This is a genomic window from Plantactinospora sp. CA-294935, assembly GCF_050936445.1.
Classification (GTDB): Bacteria; Actinomycetota; Actinomycetes; order Mycobacteriales; family Micromonosporaceae; genus Plantactinospora.
Map to the genome: position 1 here is coordinate 6,829,058 of NZ_JBNJMU010000001.1, position 22,108 is coordinate 6,851,165.

Annotated in this window: 18 protein-coding genes; 11 read left to right on the plus strand and 7 right to left on the minus strand. The window is 72.7% G+C overall.

The window, feature by feature from the left end; all coding sequences use genetic code 11:
- Positions 1 to 154: 154 nt before the first annotated feature.
- Positions 155 to 1,279 (plus strand): Vms1/Ankzf1 family peptidyl-tRNA hydrolase, encoded by a 1,125-nt coding sequence (locus ACQEVC_RS29965; RefSeq protein WP_432884104.1) that lies wholly within the window; start codon positions 155 to 157, stop codon positions 1,277 to 1,279.
- Between the two features lie 16 nt (positions 1,280 to 1,295).
- Entirely contained in the window at positions 1,296 to 3,161 is a 1,866-nt protein-coding gene (locus tag ACQEVC_RS29970) for a thiamine pyrophosphate-binding protein (protein WP_432884107.1), read from the plus strand.
- Positions 3,162 to 3,520: 359 nt separating this feature from the next.
- Here ACQEVC_RS29970 and ACQEVC_RS29975 read toward each other — a convergent pair whose 3' ends face one another.
- On the minus strand, positions 3,521 to 3,976 hold the full coding sequence (locus ACQEVC_RS29975; RefSeq protein WP_432884109.1) for a hypothetical protein: 456 nt from the start codon (positions 3,974 to 3,976) through the stop codon (positions 3,521 to 3,523).
- 197 nt (positions 3,977 to 4,173) lie between these two features.
- On the opposite strand from ACQEVC_RS29975, the gene ACQEVC_RS29980 reads away from it, so the two are divergent.
- Together ACQEVC_RS29980 and ACQEVC_RS29985 are read left to right on the plus strand one after the other, a co-directional pair.
- Entirely contained in the window at positions 4,174 to 5,577 is a 1,404-nt protein-coding gene (locus ACQEVC_RS29980; protein WP_432891758.1) for a hypothetical protein, read from the plus strand.
- Positions 5,578 to 5,802: 225 nt separating this feature from the next.
- Complete coding sequence (locus ACQEVC_RS29985) at positions 5,803 to 6,939, plus strand: SigB/SigF/SigG family RNA polymerase sigma factor (protein WP_432884112.1); 1,137 nt, start codon at positions 5,803 to 5,805, stop codon at positions 6,937 to 6,939.
- Between the two features lie 36 nt (positions 6,940 to 6,975).
- On the opposite strand, the gene ctaD is transcribed toward ACQEVC_RS29985, so the two are convergent.
- The 4 genes from ctaD to ACQEVC_RS30005 form a co-directional block, all read right to left on the minus strand.
- On the minus strand, positions 6,976 to 9,003 hold the full coding sequence (ctaD, locus tag ACQEVC_RS29990; RefSeq protein ID WP_432884115.1) for an aa3-type cytochrome oxidase subunit I: 2,028 nt from the start codon (positions 9,001 to 9,003) through the stop codon (positions 6,976 to 6,978).
- A gap of 135 nt (positions 9,004 to 9,138) precedes the next feature.
- Positions 9,139 to 9,594, minus strand: a complete 456-nt coding sequence (locus tag ACQEVC_RS29995) for a DUF4383 domain-containing protein (protein ID WP_432884118.1) — start codon at positions 9,592 to 9,594, stop codon at positions 9,139 to 9,141.
- Between the two features lie 107 nt (positions 9,595 to 9,701).
- A complete protein-coding gene (locus ACQEVC_RS30000; protein ID WP_432884121.1) occupies positions 9,702 to 10,850 on the minus strand; it encodes a glycosyltransferase in 1,149 nt (382 codons plus the stop codon).
- A gap of 121 nt (positions 10,851 to 10,971) precedes the next feature.
- Complete coding sequence (locus ACQEVC_RS30005; RefSeq protein ID WP_432884123.1) at positions 10,972 to 11,982, minus strand: glucosyl-3-phosphoglycerate synthase; 1,011 nt, start codon at positions 11,980 to 11,982, stop codon at positions 10,972 to 10,974.
- Between the two features lie 293 nt (positions 11,983 to 12,275).
- Here ACQEVC_RS30005 and secA2 point away from each other — a divergent pair, with 293 nt between their 5' ends.
- The 3 genes from secA2 to ACQEVC_RS30020 all read left to right on the plus strand — a co-directional run bounded on the left by secA2 (position 12,276) and on the right by ACQEVC_RS30020 (position 16,157).
- On the plus strand, positions 12,276 to 14,570 hold the full coding sequence (gene secA2, locus ACQEVC_RS30010) for an accessory Sec system translocase SecA2 (RefSeq protein ID WP_432884126.1): 2,295 nt from the start codon (positions 12,276 to 12,278) through the stop codon (positions 14,568 to 14,570).
- 244 nt (positions 14,571 to 14,814) lie between these two features.
- Positions 14,815 to 15,552, plus strand: a complete 738-nt coding sequence (locus ACQEVC_RS30015; protein ID WP_432891761.1) for a GAF and ANTAR domain-containing protein — start codon at positions 14,815 to 14,817, stop codon at positions 15,550 to 15,552.
- Positions 15,553 to 15,650: 98 nt separating this feature from the next.
- Complete coding sequence (locus tag ACQEVC_RS30020; RefSeq protein WP_432884129.1) at positions 15,651 to 16,157, plus strand: DUF2231 domain-containing protein; 507 nt, start codon at positions 15,651 to 15,653, stop codon at positions 16,155 to 16,157.
- Positions 16,158 to 16,199: 42 nt separating this feature from the next.
- On the opposite strand, the gene ACQEVC_RS30025 is transcribed toward ACQEVC_RS30020, so the two are convergent.
- Positions 16,200 to 17,153, minus strand: coding sequence for a DUF3500 domain-containing protein (locus tag ACQEVC_RS30025; RefSeq protein ID WP_432884131.1), 954 nt, complete (start codon positions 17,151 to 17,153; stop codon positions 16,200 to 16,202).
- 310 nt (positions 17,154 to 17,463) lie between these two features.
- On the opposite strand from ACQEVC_RS30025, the gene ACQEVC_RS30030 reads away from it, so the two are divergent.
- Together ACQEVC_RS30030 and ACQEVC_RS30035 are read left to right on the plus strand one after the other, a co-directional pair.
- On the plus strand, positions 17,464 to 18,921 hold the full coding sequence (locus ACQEVC_RS30030) for an LVIVD repeat-containing protein (RefSeq protein WP_432884133.1): 1,458 nt from the start codon (positions 17,464 to 17,466) through the stop codon (positions 18,919 to 18,921).
- A gap of 95 nt (positions 18,922 to 19,016) precedes the next feature.
- Entirely contained in the window at positions 19,017 to 19,385 is a 369-nt protein-coding gene (locus ACQEVC_RS30035) for a signal peptidase I (protein ID WP_432884136.1), read from the plus strand.
- Between the two features lie 158 nt (positions 19,386 to 19,543).
- Here the strand turns inward: ACQEVC_RS30035 and ACQEVC_RS30040 are convergent, their stop codons facing one another.
- Positions 19,544 to 20,650 carry a cellulose binding domain-containing protein gene (locus ACQEVC_RS30040; RefSeq protein ID WP_432884139.1) on the minus strand — a complete coding sequence of 369 codons (1,107 nt, stop codon included), beginning with the start codon at positions 20,648 to 20,650 and terminating at the stop codon, positions 19,544 to 19,546.
- A 186-nt stretch (positions 20,651 to 20,836) separates the two neighbouring features.
- On the opposite strand from ACQEVC_RS30040, the gene ACQEVC_RS30045 reads away from it, so the two are divergent.
- On the plus strand, positions 20,837 to 21,544 hold the full coding sequence (locus ACQEVC_RS30045; RefSeq protein WP_432884142.1) for an N-acyl homoserine lactonase family protein: 708 nt from the start codon (positions 20,837 to 20,839) through the stop codon (positions 21,542 to 21,544).
- 144 nt (positions 21,545 to 21,688) lie between these two features.
- Positions 21,689 to 22,066 (plus strand): nuclear transport factor 2 family protein, encoded by a 378-nt coding sequence (locus ACQEVC_RS30050; RefSeq protein ID WP_432884144.1) that lies wholly within the window; start codon positions 21,689 to 21,691, stop codon positions 22,064 to 22,066.
- Positions 22,067 to 22,108 lie beyond the last annotated feature (42 nt).

The following is a 22,108-nucleotide window of genomic DNA, read 5'->3' on the forward strand; positions in this document are numbered from 1 at the left end:
GCAATGAGTGAATCACTTTCACGTAAGGTGACGATCTGCTCACTCCTGGCTGCTGGGGGCGGTTCCGGACGGCCGGTGGTTCCCGGCGGCGCGCTCAGGTGACAAGCCGACCGGCGTGGGTAACCCCGGCACGACCTTGGAGAGGGGACGACCCATGCAGCTGTCCTTCCTGCGTCCGATCTGTGCCCATCCCGGCCCGTGGACGTCGGTCTACCTGGACGCCTCCCGGGACACGCACGACGCCCATCCCGCACTCGACCTGCGCTGGCGGGCCCTCCAGGAACGGCTCGCGGCGCAGCGGACCGACCCGCGCGACGTGGCGGCCCTCGACGCCGTGATCCGGGGGCACGACCCGATGCCCGGCGACTACGGACTCGCCGCGTTCGCCACCGGCGGCGAGGTGGTGCTCACCGAGTACCTCACCGCACCGCCGCGCAAGGACATCGCCGCGCACGGGCCGGTCGCGCACACCATGCCGTTGGTCGCCCAGCGCCGCGAGCAGGTGCCCTGGGTCCGGGTACTGGCCAGCCGCACCGGCGCGGACGTGGACGCGGTGAGCGCCGGTGGGGTACCCCGGCACGCGCACGTCAAGGGCGGCAACCAGTTTCCGCTCCGTCGGGTCCAGCGGGGCGGCTGGAACCACTCGCACTACCAGCGGGACGCGATCACGTCCTGGCGGCGCAACGCCGAGGACGCCGCCTCGGCCACCGCCGCGCTGGCCGAGCGGGTCGGCGCCGAGGTGATCGTGGTCGCCGGGGACACCCGCGCCCGGCAGTTGCTCGCCGCACAGCTTCCGGAGTTCTGGCAGGACCGGGTGGTGCAGACCGACGCCGGCTTCCCGGCCGCCGGCGCCGACCAGAGCGCCCTGGACGACGTCACCGTGCAGGCCATCGCCGAGGTCGCCGCCGCGCACACCGACGTGGCGATGGACAAGTTCGGCATGCAGCGCGACGTCGGCGCCGGCCTGGACGCCGTGGTGACCGCCCTGCAACGCAGCCAGGTGGACACGATGCTGATCGTGGACGACCCCTCCTCGACCGAGGAACTCTGGATCGGCCCGGAGCCGACCGAGATCGCCACCGGTCCGGACGAACTCCGGGCGATGTCCGTCGCCGAGCCGCTGCGGGTACGCGCCGACGCGGCCCTGGTCCGCGCGCTGGTCGGCACCGACGCCGGAGTCACGGTTCTCGGCCCCGAGCAGGCGCCCGACCTCACCGACGGGGTCGGCGCCGTCCTGCGCTACGTCGACGCCAGCACTCCGGCAGGTCGCAATGGCTGACCCGGGGCGGTCGACGGTGCGGACGAGCACGGCGACGGCGGACCGGACCATCGCCGACCTGCTGGTCGAACGGCTGCGGGCCTGGCGGGTGCCCCGGGTGTTCGGGCAACCCGGCGAGGGGGTGGCGCTGATCGTCGAGGCGCTGCGCCGGGCCGGCGGCGATCCGGGCTTCGTACCGTCCCGGCAGCCGGAGGCGGCGGGGTTCATGGCGGCCGGGCACGCCAAGTACACCGGCACGGTCGGAGTGTGCCTGGCCACCCAGGGACCGGGCGCGCTGCACCTGCTCGGCGGACTCTACGACGCCAAGCTGGACAGCAAACCGCTGGTCGCGATCATCGGGCAGCAGACGTACAGCGCGCTGGGCAGCGCGTACCAGGAGATCGAGCTGCCCCGGCTGTTCAGCGACGTCTGCGCCCAGTTCCTGCGTACCGCCGCGGTGCCGGAACAGGTGCCCTACCTGCTCGACCAGGCGATCCGTACCGCCGTCTCGACCCGGGGCCCGACCTGCCTGGTGGTGCCGCACGACCTGCTCGGCCAGGCCGTACCCGACGGGATGCCGCACCCGGACGGCGGTGGCGTGCTCGCCTCGGCGCCCGGCCTGCCGCCGGCCCGGGTGGTGCCGCACGACGAGGACCTGAACGCCGCCGCCCAACTGCTCGGCGCGGGGCGGCGGGTCGCGATCCTGGTCGGCCAGGGCGGCTACGGTGCCGCCGAAGAGATCGTCGAGCTGGCCGACCGGCTCGACGCCGGGGTGGCCACCTCGCTGCTGGGCAAGCCGGTGCTGGACGAGCGGCTGCCCTACCACACGGGCGTGCTGGGCCAGGTGGGCACGGCGGCCAGCGCGCAGTTGATGGCCGGCTGCGACACCCTGCTGATGATCGGCACCAACGACCCGTGGACCGGCTACTACCCGGTGCCGGGGCAGGCCACGGCGGTGCAGATCGACATCGACGGCAGCCGGCTGGCCAGCCGGTATCCGATCGACATCCCGCTGATCGGCGACGCCCGGGAGACACTGCGGGCACTGCTGTCCCGGGTGCCGCAGCGGCAGAACCGGGACTGGCGCGGCATGATCGAGGGGGCCGTCGACCGGGCCCGGACCGAGTGCGACGCCCGGGCCGAGGAGCGGACCGCGCGGTTGAACCCCCGGCTGGTGCTCCGGGAACTCTCGCCGCGACTTCCGGCCGATGCCTCGGTCGCGGTGGACGTCGGGTCGGTGACCTACTGGTACGCCCGGCACCTGCAACTTCCGCCCGGAGTCCGGGCACACCTCTGTGGCACGCTGGCCTCGGTAGGTTCGGCGGTGCCGTACGCCATCGCGGCCAAGTTCGCCCAGCCGGACCAGCCGGTCTTCGTGCTGCTCGGCGACGGCGCGATGCAGTCCGGCGGACTGGCCGAACTGATCACCGTGGCCCAGCACTGGCCGGAGTGGCCGGATCCCCGGCTGGTGGTGCTGGTGCTCAACAACGAGGACCAGGCCGGCCGGGGCGGCGAGCCGGAGCGGGGGCCGGACAGCGAGGCGGTCCGGGCGCCCTGGCCGGACCTGGACCGGCCGGCCGCGCCCGGGATGCCGTCACCCGAGGCGGTACGCGCCGGAGACATCCCGTACGCCGGCTGGGCCCGGCTGCTCGGGTTGCACGGCATCGGTGTCGACCGGCCGGACCAGATCGGGCCGGCCTGGGAGGAGGCGATCGCCGCCGACCGGCCCACCCTGATCGAGGCGGTGGTGGACCCGTCGATCCCGCTGGACGCACCGGAACAGCCCTTCGCCGACCTGCGTGCCCTGACCGCCGGCGGCGTCGAGCAGGGGGCCGGTTCGGCGGTCCGGGGCCGCGCCCAGACCCTGGCCGAACGCGCCGCCAACGGCGCCGACCTGGTCTGACACCCGCCCAACGGCCGGCACCTTGGTCAGAAACGCGGACAGATGCCTCTACCGAGGGGCCGGCGGCTTGTGCCGCCGGCCCCTCCGGTCGGTCTCCGGCCGTCGTCAGGTGGTACAGAGCACGATGTCGACGGTCAAGGTGCCGGTCCTCGGTACCGCGAACACGGCGGGCTTCGGCTGTCGGCCGCGGGCCGCAGCGGCGTCCTGCCCCGCTGACGTCGTCGGATCGGTGGCGGAGCAAGGAACGTACGGGCCGTCGTAGGACCGCTGGTCGTCGGAGACCGTCTGATATCTGGTTGCCCTAGCTCCACCTCGGCGCCCGGCCGGAGTGCGGCTGGCGGCCGTACGGCCGGGCCGGATCAGGCGCGCTCGACCTGCCGGCCGGACCACTGCTCGACCAGCCGGATCGCCTCCTCGGCCGGCACGTCGGCCCGGTCCACCGAACCGAGCCAGACCGGGGTGCGCGCCCCGGTCGGCCAGGCCGCCAGCAGGCGCTGGTCGTCGGCCCCGCTGTGCAGGCTCAGCTTGCCGACCCGGGTCCAGGCGAGCACGCTCTGCCGCCCGGTGCGGATCCCGTCCGGGCCCGCCGACCGTCCGGCCCGGCTCCGCCGCTCCGCCAGCAGCAGGCCGACCGCCACCAGCAGACCGGCCAGGCTGGTCACCAGGGTCGCCAACGCGAGCGGCCGAAGCCCCTCGCCCGACGCCGCCTGCCAGCCGGCCATCGCCGCCACGACCAGGGCGAACGGGACGACGGCGATGGCGAAGTAGCTGGCGTACCGGGGGCCGCCGGCTGGTCCGAAGCTCAACTGGGTCACAGCCCTCGATCATCCGGCTCCGGCCCGCCCGGGGCAACTCGACCCGCACCGGGCGCGGCGGGCCGGAGGCGCTGCGGCCGGACATAACCGGCCGTCCTCCGAATTGCGCCCGCGAGGTTGCTGACCGCCCGTTTAGACGCGATCGGGACGGGAAGGCCCGGGCAGCGCGGACGAGGGGGGTGAGCCCGGTGCGGGAGATGCAGGAGTGGCTGGCCGCGGGCGGGTCCGGGCTCCCGGAGCCGGACCGCATCGTGTCGCCGGAGAGTACCGGCCGGGTGCTGCTGGCCGTGGCGTCCCGCGGGGTCCGCGGCCGGGACTGCGCGGACCTCGGGTACCACCCGCTGCTGTCGCGCTTCCGGGGCGCGCCGGAGGCGGTACGCCGCTCCGCGCTGGCCCGGGCCGCCACCCGCACCGCGCTCACCGCCGAGCAGGCCGGTGCGTTCGACGCCGGCCGGGTGGCCCGGTGGATGGTCGGGCACTATCCGCCGCGCTGGTATCCGGGTGTGGTGATCGGCTCGCCGCACGGCGGGGCGGTCCACCTGGCCACCGCGATGGGGGTGCCGTGGCTGCCGGCCGGTTTCGACGTGGCGGTGCAGTGGCCGGACGGCCGGGTGGACAGACCGGTCGAGGCGTCGGCGTACGGCGCTCGGATCGCGGCCCGGCTGATCGGGGGCAACCCGGGGGTACGGGTGCGGCAGGTGCACGATCCGGCCTGTCGGGGCGTACTGGCCGGCTCGACGGTGTCCCTGGTGGTCCGCTGGCACACGCTGCCGGAGGCGTACCGGGAGTTCCTCGGCAGCCGGCTGGCGCCGGGCGCTCCGGTGCTGCTGCTGCGCGATGTGCGTACCTGGCCGGTGCTCGACTCGGGTGACGGGCACAGCTTCCAGCTCGGCGGCCCGGCCAGCGGGCTGGAGCCGGCCGACTTTCGCGCCGGCAGCGACCTGCTCGGGCAGGTGCTGCGCGGGGCCGGCGGTGACGGGGCGAGCTGGGACGCGCCGGAGGGCGGCCGCCCCGGGTACGCCGAACAGGGCGTCGAGCCCGGTTTCGAGACCAGCCTGCTGGACTGGGCGCGGGGGGCCGGCAGCCCGCTGCACCGGGTGCTCTTCCCCGGCCCGGACGCGTTGAGTGCCGCCGCGGCGGACGTGTACCGGAGCTGGCTGCGCGGGGCCGGCAAGAGCGGCGACCGGTGCGTGGTGGAGTGCGGGCGGCTGATCGACCCGTGGCAGGTGGTCCGGGCCGGGCTGGTGCCGTACTGGTGCGAGAACGCCACGGCGCGCAGCGTGACCGGTGCGGAGTGGTGGCTGGCCGGCAGCACGCCGTTCAGCTCGCTGGACGTACTGCCGGAGCCGCCCGGGCTGCGCTCGCCGGCGCTGGCCGGGCTGCCGCAGTGGCTCGCGGTGGCCTCGTTCGGGCGCCTCCGCCGGGCGGTGGACCGGGTCGCCGCCCGGGGCTATCCGGTGACCTCGGTGGCTACCCGGCACGCCACCGAGGTACTCCGGAACCAGCCCTACGACCTGCCGGCGCCCGCGCCCCTGCGGGTGGTGGAGGCGCTTGCCGGGCTGCGGGCCAGCGGCGCCCCGCAGGGGCTGCTGGTCTGCTGATCCCCCTGATCGCAAAACTCCTCGCGGACGTCACGTCCCGTGATTGAGTACCTACAGGGCGGGAAGAACGCTGACGCTACTGGTCAATCGCGCTGCGCAGCGGAGTGTGCGGGCGTTCATCCGTCCAGTTTCGGTACATGTTCGCTTCCGGCGAGGTGACGTTCCGTACGGCACCGATGACCGGATTCGCATCCCGGGCGGGGGACCTTCCTGAGGGAGGCGCGGATGTTCGGACAGATCACGACCACACCACCGGCCGAGCGTGGGCTGGAGGACCTGGACGCGGCCGCCTTGGCGTACGCGGCGAGAATCGCCGGCCTGCCGCCGGAACGCCGGCAGGAGGCCCGGGACGACCTCGTCCGGTTCGCCCTGCCGTTCGCCGGCAGGTTGGCCCGGCGCTACCGGGGCCGGGGTGAACCGCTGGAGGACCTGGAACAGGTGGCCCGGTTGGGCCTGGTGAACGCGGTCGACCGGTACGACCCGGAACGGGGCTCGTTCACCGCGTACGCCGCGATCACCATCGTGGGCGAGATCAAACGGCACTTCCGGGACCGGACCTGGGGAGTGCACGTGCCCCGGCGGCTGCGCGACCTGATCCTGGAGGTCGGCCAGGCGACGGCGGCGTTGACCAGCGAGCTGTCCCGCTCGCCCAGCGTGGCCGAGCTGGCCGCCCGGCTCGAGACGCCGGAGGAGGAGATCCTCGCGGCGCTGGAATCGGCGGCCGGCTACAGTCCGGCCTCGCTGAACGCGCCGGTCGGCGGGGAGAGTTCGGCGGAGTTCGGCGACCTCGTCGGCGAGTCCGACACCGACCTCGAGTCGGTGGACGACCGGGTGACGGTCAGCGGGCTGCTCGGCCGGCTGCCCTGGCGGGAGCGGCGGATCCTCGCCATGCGGTTCTACGGCAACCAGACCCAGGCCGAGATCGCCGCCCGGTTCGGCATCTCGCAGATGCACGTCTCCCGGCTGCTCTCCCGGGCGCTCACCTGGCTGCGGCAGGCGATGCTCGCCGACTCGCCCTCGCCGTGGCAGGCCGGCGGGACCGAGGCAGGCGGCCAGCCGGCCCGGCTCTCGGTGCGTCAGGTGGGGGAGCGGGTGGTGGTCGAGGTGACCGGGGAGATCGATCGGGACACCGCCGAGCAGTTGCGCCAGGCGGTGGTCGAGGCGGTCGCCGACCGGCATCCGTCGGAGGTGGCGATCGACCTGACCGACGTGGCGAAGCTGGACGGGCCGGCGCTGGCCGCCCTGGTCGCCGGACGGGACGCCGCGCACCGGGCCGGAGTCCGGTGGCGGCTGGCTCGGGCGCAACCAGTGGTGCAGCATTCGCTCAGCGCCGCCGGCCTGGTCGCGCTGCCCGCGGACTGACCGGCGCGCCGGGGCCCGCTGGTACGCCCCTCGTCGTCATCGACCGTCCTCCTCTTCCGGCTCTTCCGGTTGGTCGCCACGGGTCCGCCCGGTGCGCCAGCGTGGGCTCTCCGAGCCGCCCCGGGCAGCGTCGTCGACGTCTTCGTCGGGTTGGCTCGGCTCGAACGCCGGCCGGCGTACCTCGTCGGGCTCCGGCACCTCGATCGGGCGGGCACCGGACCGGGCCGGTGGGTGGTGCGCCACCGCGGCCTCGGCGCCGTGCGCCCCCTCCGGGGCGGGCACCTCGGCCTCCGGGTGGCGCTCCTCGTGCCGCAGTTCGTCGCGGACCTCCTGCGGCGGTCGGGTGGACCGCTGTGGCAGGTCCCGGCCGAGGTCGGCGACGAGCGGGCCGTACTTGTCGTCGAAGGCGGGCCGCTCGGACCGGATCCGGGGCATCCGGTCGAAGTTGCGCAGCGGCGGCGGGCAACTGGTCGACCACTCCAGCGAGTTGCCGAACCCCCAGGGGTCGTCCACGTCGACCATCCGACCGAACCGCCACGACTTCCAGACGTTGTACATGAAGAACAGCGTGGAGAAGCCGAGCACGAACGAGCTGATCGTGGAGACGGTGTTCAGCACGGTGAAGCCGTCGGTGGGCAGGTAGTCGGCGTACCGGCGGGGCATGCCCTCGTTGCCGAGCCAGTGGTGCACCAGGAAGGTGCCGTGGAAGCCCAGGAACATCGTCCAGAAGTGCGCGCGGCCGAGGCGTTCGTCGAGGAGCCGGCCGGTCATCTTGGGGAACCAGAAGTAGACCCCGGCGAACGCGGCGAAGACGATGGTGCCGAAGAGCACGTAGTGGAAGTGGCCGACGACGAAGTAGGTGTCCGTGGTGTGGAAGTCCACCGGCGGGCTGGCCAGCAGCACCCCGGTGAGCCCGCCGAAGAGGAAGGTGACCAGGAAGCCGACCGAGAAGAGCATCGGCGTCTCGAAGGTCAACTGCCCCTTCCACATCGTGCCGATCCAGTTGAAGAACTTCACCCCGGTCGGTACGGCGATCAGATAGCTCAGCCAACTGAAGAACGGCAGCAGCACCTGGCCGGTGCCGAACATGTGGTGCGCCCAGACGGTCATCGAGAGGATCGTGATCGCGATGGTCGCGGCGACCAGGCCCTTGTAGCCGAAGATCGGCTTGCGGCTGAAGACCGGGATGACCTCGGTGATGATGCCGAAGAACGGCAGCGCCACGATGTAGACCTCGGGATGGCCGAAGAACCAGAACAGGTGCTGCCAGAGCAGCGGCCCGGCGTTGGCCGGGTCGTAGACGTGCGCACCCATCCGCCGGTCCGCGTAGAGCGCGAGCAGGGCGGCGGCGAGCAGCGGGAAGACCAGTACCACCAGCAGGGCGGTGAAGAGCATGTTCCAGGTGAAGATCGGCATCCGGAACATGGTCATCCCGGGTGCCCGCAGGGTCAGGATGGTGGTGATCAGGTTGACCGCGCCGAGGATGGTGCCGAGCCCGGAGAGGACCAGCCCGATCACCCACATGTCCGGGCCGATGCCTGGCGAGTGCTGGTCCCGGCTCAGCGGGGTGTATGCGGTCCAGCCGAAGTCCGCCGAGCCGTTCGGGGTGAGGAAGCCGAGCAGCACCAGCGAGCCGCCGAGCAGGTAGAGCCAGTACGCCAGCGCGTTGAGCCGGGGAAACGACACGTCCGGGGCGCCGATCTGCAACGGCACCACGTAGTTGCCGAACGCGAACGCCAGCGGGGTGGCGAAGAGCAGCAGCATGATCGTGCCGTGCGCGGTGAAGAGCTGGTTGTACTGCTCGGTGGAGAGGAACTGCAACCCCGGACGGCCCAGCTCGGCCCGCATCAGCATCGCCATCGCGCCGGCGACGAGGAAGAAGCCGAACCCGGTGACCATGTAGAGCAGGCCGATCTGCTTGGCGTCCGTGGTGCCGAGCAGCCGGATCAGCGTGCTGCCCCGGATCGCCCGGCGTACCGGGCCCGGATAGCCGCCGGACCGGGCGGGGGCTAGGACCAGCGGCCCGCGCTGCTGCCCGGGATCGGTGACCACCCGCTTCGGCATGCCCGGCTCACCCCGTACCTGATTCGCAGCTAGGACGAGGGGCGGCTACCCGGTATTCGAACGGCAAAACCCGGCAGGCTAGCAATTTCCGCTCTGTTTGCCTCTAACGGGTGAAAACCGGCGTTACTGCCCGGGTCAGCGGCGGGGCCGGCGCCGGCCACCCAGGGTGGCGAGCGCGATCATGGCGATGCCGAGGCCCAGGTGCAGCCAGTTGTCCGCGTCGTCGACCGGCAGGAAGTTCGCCGCGCTGTCCTGCTCGATCGCGCTGCCGTAGACCACCAGGACCAGGTAGACCGCGCCGGCGCCGATCAGGAAGCCGCGGGCTCCGGTGGCCGTCCGGGCCAGCGCCAGCCCGACCACCCCGGTGAGCAGGTGTACCAGGTTGAGCAGCACGGAGACCTGGAACAGCCCGAAGAGCCGGGCGTCGGACCGGTGCCCGGCCAGCCGCAGCTCGTCGTAGTCGCTGGTGATCTCCGGAATGAAGCCGAGTACCCCGAGCGCCAGGAAGGCGACCGCGACCCCGACCGCGGCGGTGCTCACCGGTGACCGGCCGGTGTGCGGCCGGGTCACCGTCGAACTGGCTCTGTGCACGTCGCTGGACCCTTCCGTGTGTCGTCTCCCCGGTCGCGCTCTGCCGGGACACCCATGCCGACGCCGGACCGCCCTGCCCGGCGGTGCCCGGGCCGGACCCGCACGGGTCAGCCCGGCGCGGCGGCGGCCGACCGGCGTACCTGCTCGTACAGCTCGACATACCGCTCGGCCATGATCGTCGGGGTGAACCGGCGGCTGGCCTCCCGGCGGCAGTCCCGCTCGTCCAGCCCGGCGGCCTCCCGCACCAGGTCGGCCAGCCCGTCCTCGTCGTCGGCGAGCAGGCCAGTCCGACCGTGCTCGATCAGCTCCGGCAGGCAGCCCCGGCCGATCGCCAGCACCGGGGTACCGAGCGCGAGCGACTCGATCACCGCCGTGCCGCCGGGCTCCTCCCAGCACAGCGGGAAGAGGCTGGCCCGGGCCGCCGCCACCAGCTCGTCCCGGGCGGTCCCGGCCACCATTCCGACCCAGCGCACCCGGTCGCCGTCCACCAGCGGGGCGACCTGCTCGCGCCAGTACCGTACGTCCGGGTTCTGTCCCGCCTCCGGCCCGGCCGCGGCCAGCTCCTCGGGCCGCCGGTACGGCCCGACCGGTCCGGCCAGCACCAGGTCGAACCCGGCCTGGTGGGCGAGCCGGGCCCCGACGTGCTGCCCCTTGCCCGGCGTGATCCGGCCGAGGATCACCAGGTGGTCGGACTTCTCGACCGGTGGCCGACGATCGGCCTCCACCGCCAACGGGGTGGCCAGGTGCACATGCCCGACCGCGTGGTCGCGCAGCGCCTGCGGCGCCCGGGCGAGCTGCGCCGCCGAGACGCCGTTCACCCGGACCCGGTCACCGCCGTCCAGATATCCGTAGAGGTCCGGGTGCTTGCCGAGGTCCCAGTGCAGGGTGTGCAGCGCCGGACCGCTCCCCGGGCCCATCGCGGTCAGCACCGCCAACCCGACCGCCTCCACGTGGTCGTGCACCAGGTCGATGTCGTCCCGTTCGCGCAGCGCCCGGACCACCCCGGACAGGTGCGCGTGCGAGATACCGCAGACCTGGTTGTACGGCCGTTGCAGCGCCCCGAACTGGCCGTCGGGAAAGACCGACAGAAGTTCGTCGACCGGCAGCGTGGCGTCGGCGGTGGAGGCCAGCACCACCCGTACGCCGAGCCGGCGCAGCTCCGGCACCAGGGTGGCGACGACGTTCTCGATCCCGCCGTACCCGGGCGGTGGCACCGGAAGCCACGGCCCGGCGTTCATCAGCACGGTCAGGCTCATCCGCCCTCCCCGGCCCGTCCGGCGTCCTCCGCGGCGCGTCCGGCGGCGTCCCCCGCAACCCGTCCGGCCGGCCCGGCCTGCCCCGTCACGCGGCGCTGCCCGACCGGACCCCGGTGCCCGGTCATACCGCCGCCCTCCGGGACGACGACGGCCGGAGTTCCGCCAGCGGCGGGCGCTCCCGGACCGAGACGTCGCTGACCACGATCTCCCGGTCCAGGTTGGGCAGTGCGCTGCTGCCGTCCCGGCGGAACTGCACCAGCAGGTTCCCCGGCGGCGCGGTCTCCTCGACCAGGCCCCGCCGGCACAGCCGCTGCCACACGGTGTGCATGATCTGCCCGGACATCCGGCCGAGCGCCTCGGTGTCCTGGTGCCGGTGCAGGCGTTCGCCGAGGTCGACCTGGGCGAGCGCGTCCAGGCCGCACATCTCCAGCAGGTCGATCAGCATCGCCGTCTCGACCCCGTAACCGGAGACGAAGGGCACCCGTTCGAGTACGTCGCGCCGGCCGGCGTACTCCCCGGCCAGCGGCTGGACGAAGCCGGCCAGTTCCGGCCAGAAGAGGTTGAACAGCGGGCGGGCCACCAGCTCGGTCACCCGGCCGCCGCCCTCCGCCTCCACTCCGCTGGTGCCGACCAGCGGGCGGTGGTAGAAGCCCTTGACGAACGCGACGGACGGGTCGGTCAGCAGCGGGCCGAGCAGTCCGGTGACGAAGTGGGGCTGGAACTCCCGCAGGTCGGCGTCGACGAAGGCGACCAGGTCCCCCGTGGACGCGGCCAGCCCGGCCCAGAGCGCGTCCCCCTTGCCGTCCAGCCGGGGCAGCCCCCGGGTCATCTCGTCCTGGCCGACCACCCGGGCCCCGGCCGCCGCCGCCACCACCGCGGTCCGGTCGCTGGACCGGGAGTCGACCACCACGACCTCGTCGACCAGCTCGACCTGCTCGACCAGGCAGGCCCGGATCGCCGCCACGATCGCGCCGACGGTGGCCTCCTCGTCCCGGGCCGGGATCACCACACTGACCGTGCGGTCCCCCTTCAGGTACGCGAGCTGTCGCGGCGTCCACTGGTCGGCCACCCCGGTACGGTGGGTGGACCACGCCTCCAGCGCCGGTGACACGGGTGTACGCGAGCGCCGCATGGGACGACCTCCCCCACTGCCTCGACCGGTGCCCGGCCGGGCCCGGTGCAGCCCTACAGCCTTCCCCGCCGGTCCCGGATCAACCGTCCCGACGAGCTGGTGCAGTGCGTGCCGGCTGTAGACGACCCGCCCGGGACCACTCCGGGGAGGGCGCCGGGGCGCCGCTCGCATTCCGCCCATCCGGGCACACTCGGGCGGTACGGACATCCGGCCACCGGCCCGGCCGAGAGCGGACCCGGCACGCGGCCGGGCGGGCCGCACTTTGCCGGAGAGTTCGCGTACCGTTGCCCGTCATGGGTGTGTCGCAACGGTTGAAGACCAGGGTCCGGCGTTTCCTCCAGCGTCCGGGCACCACAGTTGATCTGGCGCCGCTGGAGAAGCTGCTGCCCACGATCGAGGCGCGCGAGGAGGAACTCACCGAGCTGGACGACGCCGAGCTGACCGAGGCGGCCGGCAAGGCCGAGGACTTCGTCGAGATCTGCGCGGTGGGCCGCGAGGCCGCCCGGCGCGGGCTCGACCAGCGGCCGTACGACGTCCAGCTACTCGGCGCCATGTCGCTGCTCGCCGGCAAGGTCGCCGAGATGGCCACCGGTGAGGGCAAGACGCTGACCGCGACGATCGCCGCGTACGGGCACGTCCGGCGGGGCAACGGGCCGGTGCACGTGCTCACCGTCAACGACTACCTGGCCCGCCGGGACGCCGAGTGGATGGAGCCGGTCTACCGGCTGCTCGGGCTGAGCGTCGGCTGGGTGACCGAGGCGTCCACCCGCGAAGAGCGCCAGGCGGCGTACGCCTGCGACGTCACCTACGTCTCGGTCAGCGAGGCCGGTTTCGACTTCCTCCGCGACCAGCTCGTCACCGACATCGACGACCGGGTGCAGCCGCCGCTGACCACCGCGATCGTGGACGAGGCCGACTCCATCCTGATCGACGAGGCCCGGGTGCCGATGGTGCTGGCCGGTGCGGTGCCGGGCGAGCAGGACCCGGTGCACCAGGCAGCGGCGGTGGTCCGTGGGCTGCGCGCCGGCCGGCACTACACGGTGGCCGACGACGGCCGCAGCGTCGCCTTCACCGACGCCGGGCTGGCCGAGGTCGAGTCCCGGCTCGGCGGTGTGGACCTCTACGACGCCGAGCACGTCGAACAGCTCTCCGCGGTCAACGTCGCCCTGCACGCGCATGCCCTGCTGCACCGGGACGTCGACTACATCGTCCGCAACGACGGGGTCGAGCTGATCGACGAGATGCGCGGCCGGGTCGCCCAGCGCCGCCGCTGGCCGGACGGGCTCCAGGCGGCCGTCGAGGCGAAGGAGGGGCTCGACGCCACCGCCGAGGGTGAGGTGCTGGGCACCATCACCGTGCAGGCGTTCGTCGCGCTCTACAAGACCGTCTGCGGGATGACCGCCACGGCGGTGCTGGTCGGCGACCAGTTGCGGGAGTTCTTCTCACTCGAGGTCGCGGTGATCCCGCCGAACACCCCCTGCGTCCGGGTGGACGACCCGGACCGGATCTACGCCACCCGGGGTGAGAAGGAAGAGGCGCTGATCCAGGAGATCCAGGAGCAGCACGAGACCGGGCGTCCGGTGCTGATCGGCACCCTGGACGTCCAGGAGTCGGAGCGGCTCGCCGAGGCGCTGCGCGAGGCCGGGGTGCCGTGCACGGTGCTCAACGCCAAGAACGACGCTGAGGAGGCGGCGATCATCGCCGAGGCCGGCAAGTACGGTGCGGTGACCGTCTCCACCCAGATGGCCGGCCGGGGTGTCGACATCCGGCTCGGCGGCAGCGACCAGGCCGACCGGGACCGGGTCGCCGAACTCGGCGGCCTCTTCGTGATCGGCAGCGGCCGGCACGACAGCCGGCGGGTCGACGACCAGCTCCGGGGCCGGGCCGGCCGGCAGGGCGACCCCGGTCGCTCCGTCTTCTTCGTCAGCCTGGAGGACAACCTGGTCATCCGGCACGCCCCGGACGCGATCCCGCCGTCGCCCCGGATGAACGCCGACGGTCTGGTCACCGACGAGCAGGTCGACTTCGCCGTCGAGCACGCCCAGCGGATCGCCGAGGGCGTCAACCACGAGATCCACCGCAACACCTGGCGCTACAGCGTGGTGATCGAGCAGCAGCGCAAGGCGCTGGCCGAGCGCCGGGAGCGGCTGCTCACCACCGAGGTGGCGGCGGAGATGCTGACCGAGCGCTTCCCGGACCGGGCCAAGGAGATGGACGAGGAACTCCTCTCCAAGGTCGGCCGGTCGATCGCGCTCTACCACCTCGACCGGCTCTGGGCCCTGCACCTGGCCGAGCTCTCCGAGGTACGCGAGGGCGTGCACCTGCGGGCGCTGGGCCGGCTCGACCCGCTCGACGAGTTCCACCGGTCGGCGGTGCCGGCGTTCAACGCGCTGGTACCGGAGATCGAGACCCGTACGGTGGAGACCTTCGAGGAGAACGAGTTCGACGACGACTGGGAGCCGGGCGAGGGAGAGCTGGCGCGGCCCAGCGCCACCTGGACCTACCTGGTGCACGACAACCCGTTCGGCTCGGAACTCGACCGCCTGATCGCCGCCGTCGGCCGCCGGCTCAGCTCCGGCTCGCGCTGACCCGGAACGCACCGCGATCCCGGGGTTGATCGTCGGAAGCCTGACGGCAACCCCGGGACGGGCGGGATCGTTCTCTTCCTGGAACGGGTGGTTTGTCCACCCGGCGCTCGGGTAGTAGCGCAGGTCCGTACCGGCACGGGATCGGGAACGGCGGGGGAGAGGCGACCATGAGACAGGCGACGGCGCGAACCGGACGTACCGCGGCAGCCGCGGTGGTGGCGGGGGTTTCGGACCGGTGCTGAAGCTGAGGACGACGACGGAGCCGTCGACCGAAGCCCCGGGCGTGCTGGAGACCGCCGCCCTGCTCCGCGAGGTGACTGCCGGACTGATCGCGAGCGACGACTTCGACGCCGCGCTGGACCGGCTGGTACGTACCGTCCGGGACGCCATCCCGGCAGTGACCTGGTGCGGGGTCACCGTGCTGCGGGCCGGGGCGCCCCCCTCGGTCGCGGCCTCGGAGCCTCGACTCGGCGATCTCGACGACGTCCGGCACGGCCAGGACGGGCCGGCGATGGTGGCGATCCGCTCCCGGGAACTGGTCTGGTCCGGGGACCTGCGCACCGAAACCCGGTGGCGGCCGTGGACCGGCCGCGCGCTGGCCCTCGGCGTACGCGGGGTGCTCGCCGTACCGGTGGACGTCGACGAGCACGTGGTCGGCTCGATCAACCTGTACGCCCGCGAGCCCGGAGTGCTGACAGCCAGCCAGCAGCTCACCGCGATGCTGCTGGCCGAACACGCCGGACTGCTGCTCGGCGCGGTGCGGGACCGGTCACGGCAGACCGGGGCGGCCGGCGACGCCGACGACATGCTCACCGCAGGGCAGGTCATCGACCAGGCGGTCGGGGTTATCATGACTCAACGTGGCTGTCCGGCCACGGAGGCGCTACGGGTGTTGCGGTCCGCCTCGGCGGCGCTGGCCATCCCACTACGGGACGTGGCCGAGCGGCTGGTCACCTCGGTGGCCCGGCGCCGCGATAGCTGACCGTCCGGCGTGGACCGCGCGATTGCGGTCCGTTTCGGCCGGGTGGCCCGGGGGTAGCACGCTGGGGCTGGTCGAGAGCGAGCCGGGGAGGCGTCACCATGCAGAGCCGCCTGCGGGTGCACGGACATCCGATCCAGCCCATGCTGGTGACCTTTCCGTTCGGGCTGTTCGTCTCCGCCACGGTCTTCGACCTGGCCGACGTGCTCGGCGGCCCGGCGATCCTGGGGCTGGTCGGCTACTGGACCGCGGTCGCGGCGCTGGTCGCGGGCGGGCTCGCGACCGCGGCCGGCATGGTCGACCTGTGGGACGTGCCGGGCGATCCGACCCGGCGTACCGCGATCATCTTCAACCTGGTGAACGCCGCCGTCGCGGTGCTCTTCGTCTTCGCCTGCCTGATCAGGTCGGGTGAGCCGGAGCACGGGGCGAGCGGTGGGCTGGTCGCGGTCGAGCTGCTCGGCCTGCTGCTCGGCGCGGTCGGGGTACGACTCGGCGGCAGCCTGGTCCGGCAGTTCGACCAGGGGCGCGGTGAACCGACCAGCTTCGACGGGTTCGGCCCACCGGCGAGTTCGGTGGCCGGCGGGTTCGGCCGGCGCCGCGGCGGCTGACCCGAGGGCCGGGCGACGGCCGCCCGGCTCGGCCTCGCCGTCTCAGGGGTGGCCGCTGGCCCGGTGTTCGGCGAGCAGGTCGGCACCGAAGTCGCCGCGCGGGCGGCGCAGCACGGTGTGCGCGTGGTTGCCGTCCTCGCTGGTGTTGTCGTACTCGATCAGCAGGTCCTCGCCCTGGACGCGGTAGTAGTGCCGCCCGCCCGGCCTGGTCGGGCCCTCCCAGGCGAAGTAGAGGTCACCCCGGCGGACCCGGGCCGCCTCCTGACCGGCCAGTTCGGGCGGGAGCCGGTCGAGATAGAGCGCGACGAGCTGGTCGAGCAGCGCCCGGCCGGTCGGTCCGAGCCCGCCGGCCCGGAGCCCGACCGGCTCGATCCGGCCGTCGAACCGCGCCCGGGTGCCGCTGCGGATGTCGGCGGGTGCCTCATCGGCGACCACCGCCGCGCCGCGCCCGTCCGGGCCGACCGCGTCGAGCAGGGCGCGGGCGAGATCCTCCTCGGGCCCGAGCGGCCGGCTGACCGGGCGGCCGCCGTAGCTCACCGTCGCCGGGTTGGCGCCGAGGAAGAGCGGCGCGGGGGAGACCCGGTCGCCGGCGACGGTCATCGTCACCGACAGGTGGTGTCCCTCGAACCGCCAGGACCAGTCGTCGTCCCGGGCCGGGTCGCCGAATACCACGATCCGGTAGTCGTCGCTGTGCCGGCCCCGCCGCCAGTCCTCCCGCCGGTCGAGTACCTCCTCCAGGGCCATCACGGTGGCCGCCTGGGCGTACGCGTGCGGGCTCAGCGCGGTGGCCAGCAGCCGGTGCGTCGCCTTGCGGCCGGTCCGGTCGAGGTCGGCGAGGCAGGCACCCGGCCGGGGCAGTGGCCGGTACTCGATCCAGCGGCGGCCGGCCTCGTCGTCGAACGGGCGGGCGGCCAGCGCCCGGGCCGGCCCCGGCAGCGCGTCCAGCAGTGCGGTGGCCGCCGTCCGCATCTGTCCGGCCAGGGTGGTGTTGCGCATTGCCCCTGTATACCGGCTGCCCCGGTGACCCGGTGGGCCAGGCCCGCGGTGCGGGCGAGGTCGACCATTCGGGTGGACGAACATGAAATCTACTCGTCCACCCCTTCGGTATCCGTCCACTCTAGAGCTGCCTGCTCCGGGCCTGTCCCGGGCCGGTGGGCCCGGTTTATGCCTTGTGGACCGCGCCTGGTCGGCGCATGATCAGGGGAAGTTCCTTGATCATTAATAATGTGATGGGGATCACATCGACGTACTCTGACTCCAGGTAAGGTCTGCACAATCGTCAACCCCTTTCGAAGGGTGCCGCCAGATGTTCAAACTCTCCCCACAAGGGCCGCGGCGACTACGGATCGTCGGGCTCGCCGCCCTCTCCTTCCTGGTGGTGACCGTTGCCGTTGCCCCGGCAAGCAACGCCCAGCCAGTGGCCGCAACGGGCCAGACCACAACGGACGTTGCCAGCCCGCCCGGCGTAGACGAGATCTCCAGCAGTCCGAACCTCCGCCAGATAGCCAACGTCCCGAAGCAGGGCACCTTCGCCACCGAGGGCGCCCTCGACTCGGACCTCGCCTTCCAGGGCCGGTACGTCTTCGCCGGCAACTACGAGGGCTTCGTCATCTACGACGTCAAGAACCCGGCCCGGCCGTCCATCGTGTCGCAGGTCCAGTGCTCGGGCTCGCAGAACGACATCTCCGTCTACGGTGACCTGCTGTTCCTCTCCACCGACGACCCGCGCAGCGACGACTCGTGCGCCAGCACGAGCGTGCCGCGCAGCGAGACGGTCTGGGAGGGCATCAAGATCTTCGACATCAAGGACAAGCGCAACCCGCGCTACATCAAGGCGGTGAAGACCGCCTGCGGCTCGCACACCCACACCCTGGTGCCGAGCAAGGACAAGAAGTCGGTCTACCTCTACGTCGCCTCGTACGGACCGTCGGACACCTACGCCGGCTGCGCGACCCCGCACGACTCGATCTCGATCGTCAAGGTGCCGGTGAAGAAGCCGACCCAGGCCGCCGTGGTGGCGGTGCCGAACCTGTTCCCGGACGGTGGCAACCCGGGTAGCAACGGCAGTTCGACCACGAGCGGCTGCCACGACATCACCGTCTACCCGAGCAAGGACCTGGCCGCCGGCGCCTGCATGGGTGACGGCATCCTGCTGAACATCGCCAACCGGGAGGCGCCTCGGGTGATCAACCGGGTCCGGGACACCGTGAACTTCTCGTTCTGGCACTCGGCGACGTTCAACAACTCCGGCACCAAGGTGGTCTTCACCGACGAACTCGGTGGCGGCTCCGGGGCGACCTGCGTCGAGACCGTCGCGCCGACCCGGGGCGCCAACGCCATCTACGACATCACCGGTCGGGGTGACGGCCGCAACCTGGTCTTCAAGAGCTACTACAAGATCCCGCGGCTGAACACCACCCTGGAGAACTGCGTCGCGCACAACGGCTCGCTGATTCCGGTGCTGGGTCGGGACATCATGGTCCAGGCGTGGTACCAGGGCGGTGTCTCGGTGTTCGACTTCACCGACTCGGCCCGCCCGGTCGAGATCGCCTACTGGGAGCGCGGCCCGCTCTCGACGGACCGCCGGATCATCGGCGGATCGTGGTCGGCGTACTGGTACAACGGCCACATCTACTCCAACGACATCCAGAAGGGTCTGGACGTACTGGAGCTGCGGGACTGGCGGATCTGGACGGCGCACCTGACCAGGTTCAAGGAGCTGAACGTGCAGAGCCAGCCCAGCTTCCTGGGCAGCAACTGGTAGCCACAGCCGTATCCGGCACGGACGGCCCGGTCCCCAGCGGTGGGGACCGGGCCGTTCCCGTGATAACTTGCCCGACCTGTGGAGGGGAGGGCCGGGTGCGGGACGGCATCTACGTGGGCCAGGCGGGCGCCGACGGCGCGGAGAACGGGGGCTGGCTGCTCGGCCACTTCATGCCCGGTGCGGACGTACGGCACAGCGCCGACGTGGAGGTCAAGTGGGGCGTTCATCCGGCCGGTGACACCCGGGCCGAGTGGGTGACCGGGGAACGGCGTACCGCCCTGCTGGTGCTGGTCTCCGGCCGGTTCCACGTCGAGCTGCGGGACCGCACCGTCGTGCTGACCAGGCCGGGTGACTACGTCGTCTGGGGACCGGGTGTCGACCACTCCTGGCTGGCCCCGGAACCGGCGGTGGTGCTCACCGTCCGCTGGCCGTCGGTCGCCGGCTACAAGGTCGCCGCGGGCTGAGCCGCACCGCGCGCCGGGCCGGGGAGGCGTCCCGGCGCGGCCGGGTGGGTCCCCGTGTCCAGGGGACCGACCGCCACGACGGGGGCACGCGGGGCCGGTTCCTGGGCACGGGGACGTCCTCGGCACCGGGCTTCTGCCAGGCGGCACCGGCCGGTCGGTCAGCCGAAGGTGCAGCTCACCGCCGGGGCCGGATTGCTGCCGGTCCAACTGCCCACGAAGCCGAACGTGGCCGTACCGGCGGGGGTCAGCGCGCCGTTCCAGCCGACGTTCCGGGCGGTCACGGTGCTGCCGCTCTGCGAAACGGTGGCATTCCAGGCCTGGCTGACCTGCTGGCCGGAACCGAACGCCAGCTCGACCGTCCAGGACCGGCTCGGTGCGGTGCCGTCGTTGCGTACCGTCACCTCACCCTGGAAGCCGCCCTGCCACTGCCCGATGCTCCGGTAGGTCGCCGCGCAGCCGCCGGCCGGCGGCGGAGTGGTGGTGGGCGGCGGGGTCGGCGTCCGGGTCGGCGGTGGCGTGGGGGTCCGGGTCGGCGGCGGGGTGGGCGTGACGCCGTCCAGCGCGGCCGTCAGCGCCGGGTACCACCGGTCGGACATCTTCTGGTCGCCGGCGGCGTTGGGGTGCACACCGTCGTAGGTGTCGGTGCCCGTGCTGAAGCCGCTCCACTGGTCGACCACCACGATCGGCGATCCGGCGGTGGTCTTCGAAGCCGCCCAGCCCGGAATCGCGTCGTTGAGCGCCACCACCCGCTGGCCACACTCGGCGCAGGTGCTCGGCGCCATCGGGATGATCTTCGCGACCAGGATCTTCATGCCCGGGTTGCTGGCCCGCATCTGGTCCACCAGTTTCCCGTACGCGGCGAGGATGGTCGCGGTGGCCCGGTTGCTCCAGACGTCGTTGGTGCCGAAGTGCATCAGTACGACGTCCGGGCGGGTGGCGGCCAGCCAGGGCGGCAACTGGTTCTGGTCGGCCACGGTGGTCACCAGGGCGCCGCCGTGCCCCTCGTTCTCCCCGTCGTACGGCTCTCCGCAGCCCTGCGGGCCGAGCGTGCCGACGAAGTCGATATCGGTGTAGCCGGTGTCCTGCAAGCGGTTCCAGAGGATGGAGCGCCAGCAGCCCGGGGAACCGGTGATCGAGTCACCGAGCGGCATGATGCGCACGGGTGCCGGCGCCTCCGCCGGCAACGCGGGTCTGGCGATGACGACCGTGCCGAGCGCGACGACGAGCGCGGCCAGTACGGTGCTGAGCAGGGGCCTGCGGAGCATGGTTGTCTCCTGTCACGGTGCGAGAGGTGAGACGTGCCCGGCCCGGTGCTCCCGAGACATTCAAGCAGGTAACTGGATCGGAACTCAACCGGTCAAGTGGGCGTACGGCTGGCCGTCGCCGTGGCACCGTTACGCCGATGGTGAACCGGTCTTTGCCGGGCTGCCGGCGGCGGCGACGATGGACCGGTGAACCAGCCCGACACGGCGGTACGCCGACTCGACCTCGGCTACTTCGTCCGGCCGGCCGCGGAGGCGGGTGAGTCGCATCCCCGGGTCGAGCCGGCGTACGGCTACCTGGTCCGGCGTGCGGAGGGGCTGCTGCTGTTCGACACCGGGATCGGCGAGGTCGATCCGGAGACCGAGGCGCACTACCGCCCGGTCCGCCGGCCGGTACTCGACGCGCTGGCCGCCGCCGGGGTCGAGCCCGGCGAGATCTCGCTGGTGGTCAACTGCCACCTGCACTTCGACCACTGTGGTGGCAACCCGGCGCTGGCCGGCCGCCCGGTCGTGGTGCAGCGGGCCGAACTGGCCGTGGCCCGCCAGCCCGGTCACACCATCCCCGAACTGGTCGACTTCCCGGCCGCCCGCTACGAGGAACTGGACGGCGAGGCCGAGATCTGGCCGGGAGTGTGGGTGGTGCCCACCCCCGGACACACCGTCGGGCACCAGTCGCTGGTGGTACGCCAACCGGACGGCACGGTGATCCTGGCCGGGCAGGCCCACGACTTCGCCTTCCAGTTCGGTGCGGCCCAGCTCGCCCTGCGGGCGGCCCGGGACGGGGTGGCGGAACCGCTGCCACCGGTGCCGGAGTGGCTGCCCCGGCTGTTGGAGCGCGACCCGGCCCGGGTGCTCTTCGCGCACGACGGCGCGGTCTGGGAGCCCTCGTTCCGCTGAGCCGCCGGCAACCGCAGGGCCGGTCCGCGTTCCTGGCGTCGCGGATTGATCCGCTGGTAGCGCAAACCGTTGCCCCACCGCGACACCTGGTCGACGCTGGGTCGGAGCCCGTGCGGCGGGCGGTGCGAACTGGAGGTGGGCCGGATGTCCGACGACTCCCGGATCGAGGCGCTCCGTGCGGCCGAGCGGCGGCTACAGGCCGCCCAGCTCAGCTCGGACGTCGCCGAGCTGGACCGGCTGCTCGACGAGCGGCTCGTCTTCACCGGGCCGGGCGGCCGGCTCTACGACAAGGGGGACGATCTGCGGCTGCACCGCACCGGGGAGCAGGTGTTGACCGAGGCCAAGGAGGAGGAGTTGACCGTCCTGGTCAGCGGGGACACCGGCGTTACCTGGTTTCTGGGCACCCTCACGGGGGTGCTCGCCGGCACGCCGTTCACCGCCCGGGTCCGGTACACCCGGACCTGGATCCACACCGAGGGATCCGGCTGGCGGCTGTTGGCGGCACACGTCAGCGCCCTGTGACCGGCCGGACCGGTCCGAGTGGGGCGGGTCGCGGCGACAGTC

Bases quoted from the DNA above. Each gene is read 5' to 3' on its own strand.
- ACQEVC_RS29985 (WP_432884112.1), top strand. From the start codon at position 5,803: ATGTTCGGACAGATCACGACCACACCACCGGCCGAGCGTGGGCTGGAG.
- ACQEVC_RS30025 (WP_432884131.1), bottom strand. From the start codon at position 17,153: ATGCGCAACACCACCCTGGCCGGACAGATGCGGACGGCGGCCACCGCA.
- ACQEVC_RS30040 (WP_432884139.1), bottom strand. From the start codon at position 20,650: ATGCTCCGCAGGCCCCTGCTCAGCACCGTACTGGCCGCGCTCGTCGTC.
- secA2 (WP_432884126.1), top strand. From the start codon at position 12,276: ATGGGTGTGTCGCAACGGTTGAAGACCAGGGTCCGGCGTTTCCTCCAG.
- ACQEVC_RS30020 (WP_432884129.1), top strand. From the start codon at position 15,651: ATGCAGAGCCGCCTGCGGGTGCACGGACATCCGATCCAGCCCATGCTG.
- ACQEVC_RS30000 (WP_432884121.1), bottom strand. From the start codon at position 10,850: ATGAGCCTGACCGTGCTGATGAACGCCGGGCCGTGGCTTCCGGTGCCA.
- ctaD (WP_432884115.1), bottom strand. From the start codon at position 9,003: ATGCCGAAGCGGGTGGTCACCGATCCCGGGCAGCAGCGCGGGCCGCTG.
- ACQEVC_RS29965 (WP_432884104.1), top strand. From the start codon at position 155: ATGCAGCTGTCCTTCCTGCGTCCGATCTGTGCCCATCCCGGCCCGTGG.
- ACQEVC_RS30005 (WP_432884123.1), bottom strand. From the start codon at position 11,982: ATGCGGCGCTCGCGTACACCCGTGTCACCGGCGCTGGAGGCGTGGTCC.
- ACQEVC_RS30050 (WP_432884144.1), top strand. From the start codon at position 21,689: ATGTCCGACGACTCCCGGATCGAGGCGCTCCGTGCGGCCGAGCGGCGG.
- ACQEVC_RS29980 (WP_432891758.1), top strand. From the start codon at position 4,174: ATGCAGGAGTGGCTGGCCGCGGGCGGGTCCGGGCTCCCGGAGCCGGAC.
- ACQEVC_RS30030 (WP_432884133.1), top strand. From the start codon at position 17,464: ATGTTCAAACTCTCCCCACAAGGGCCGCGGCGACTACGGATCGTCGGG.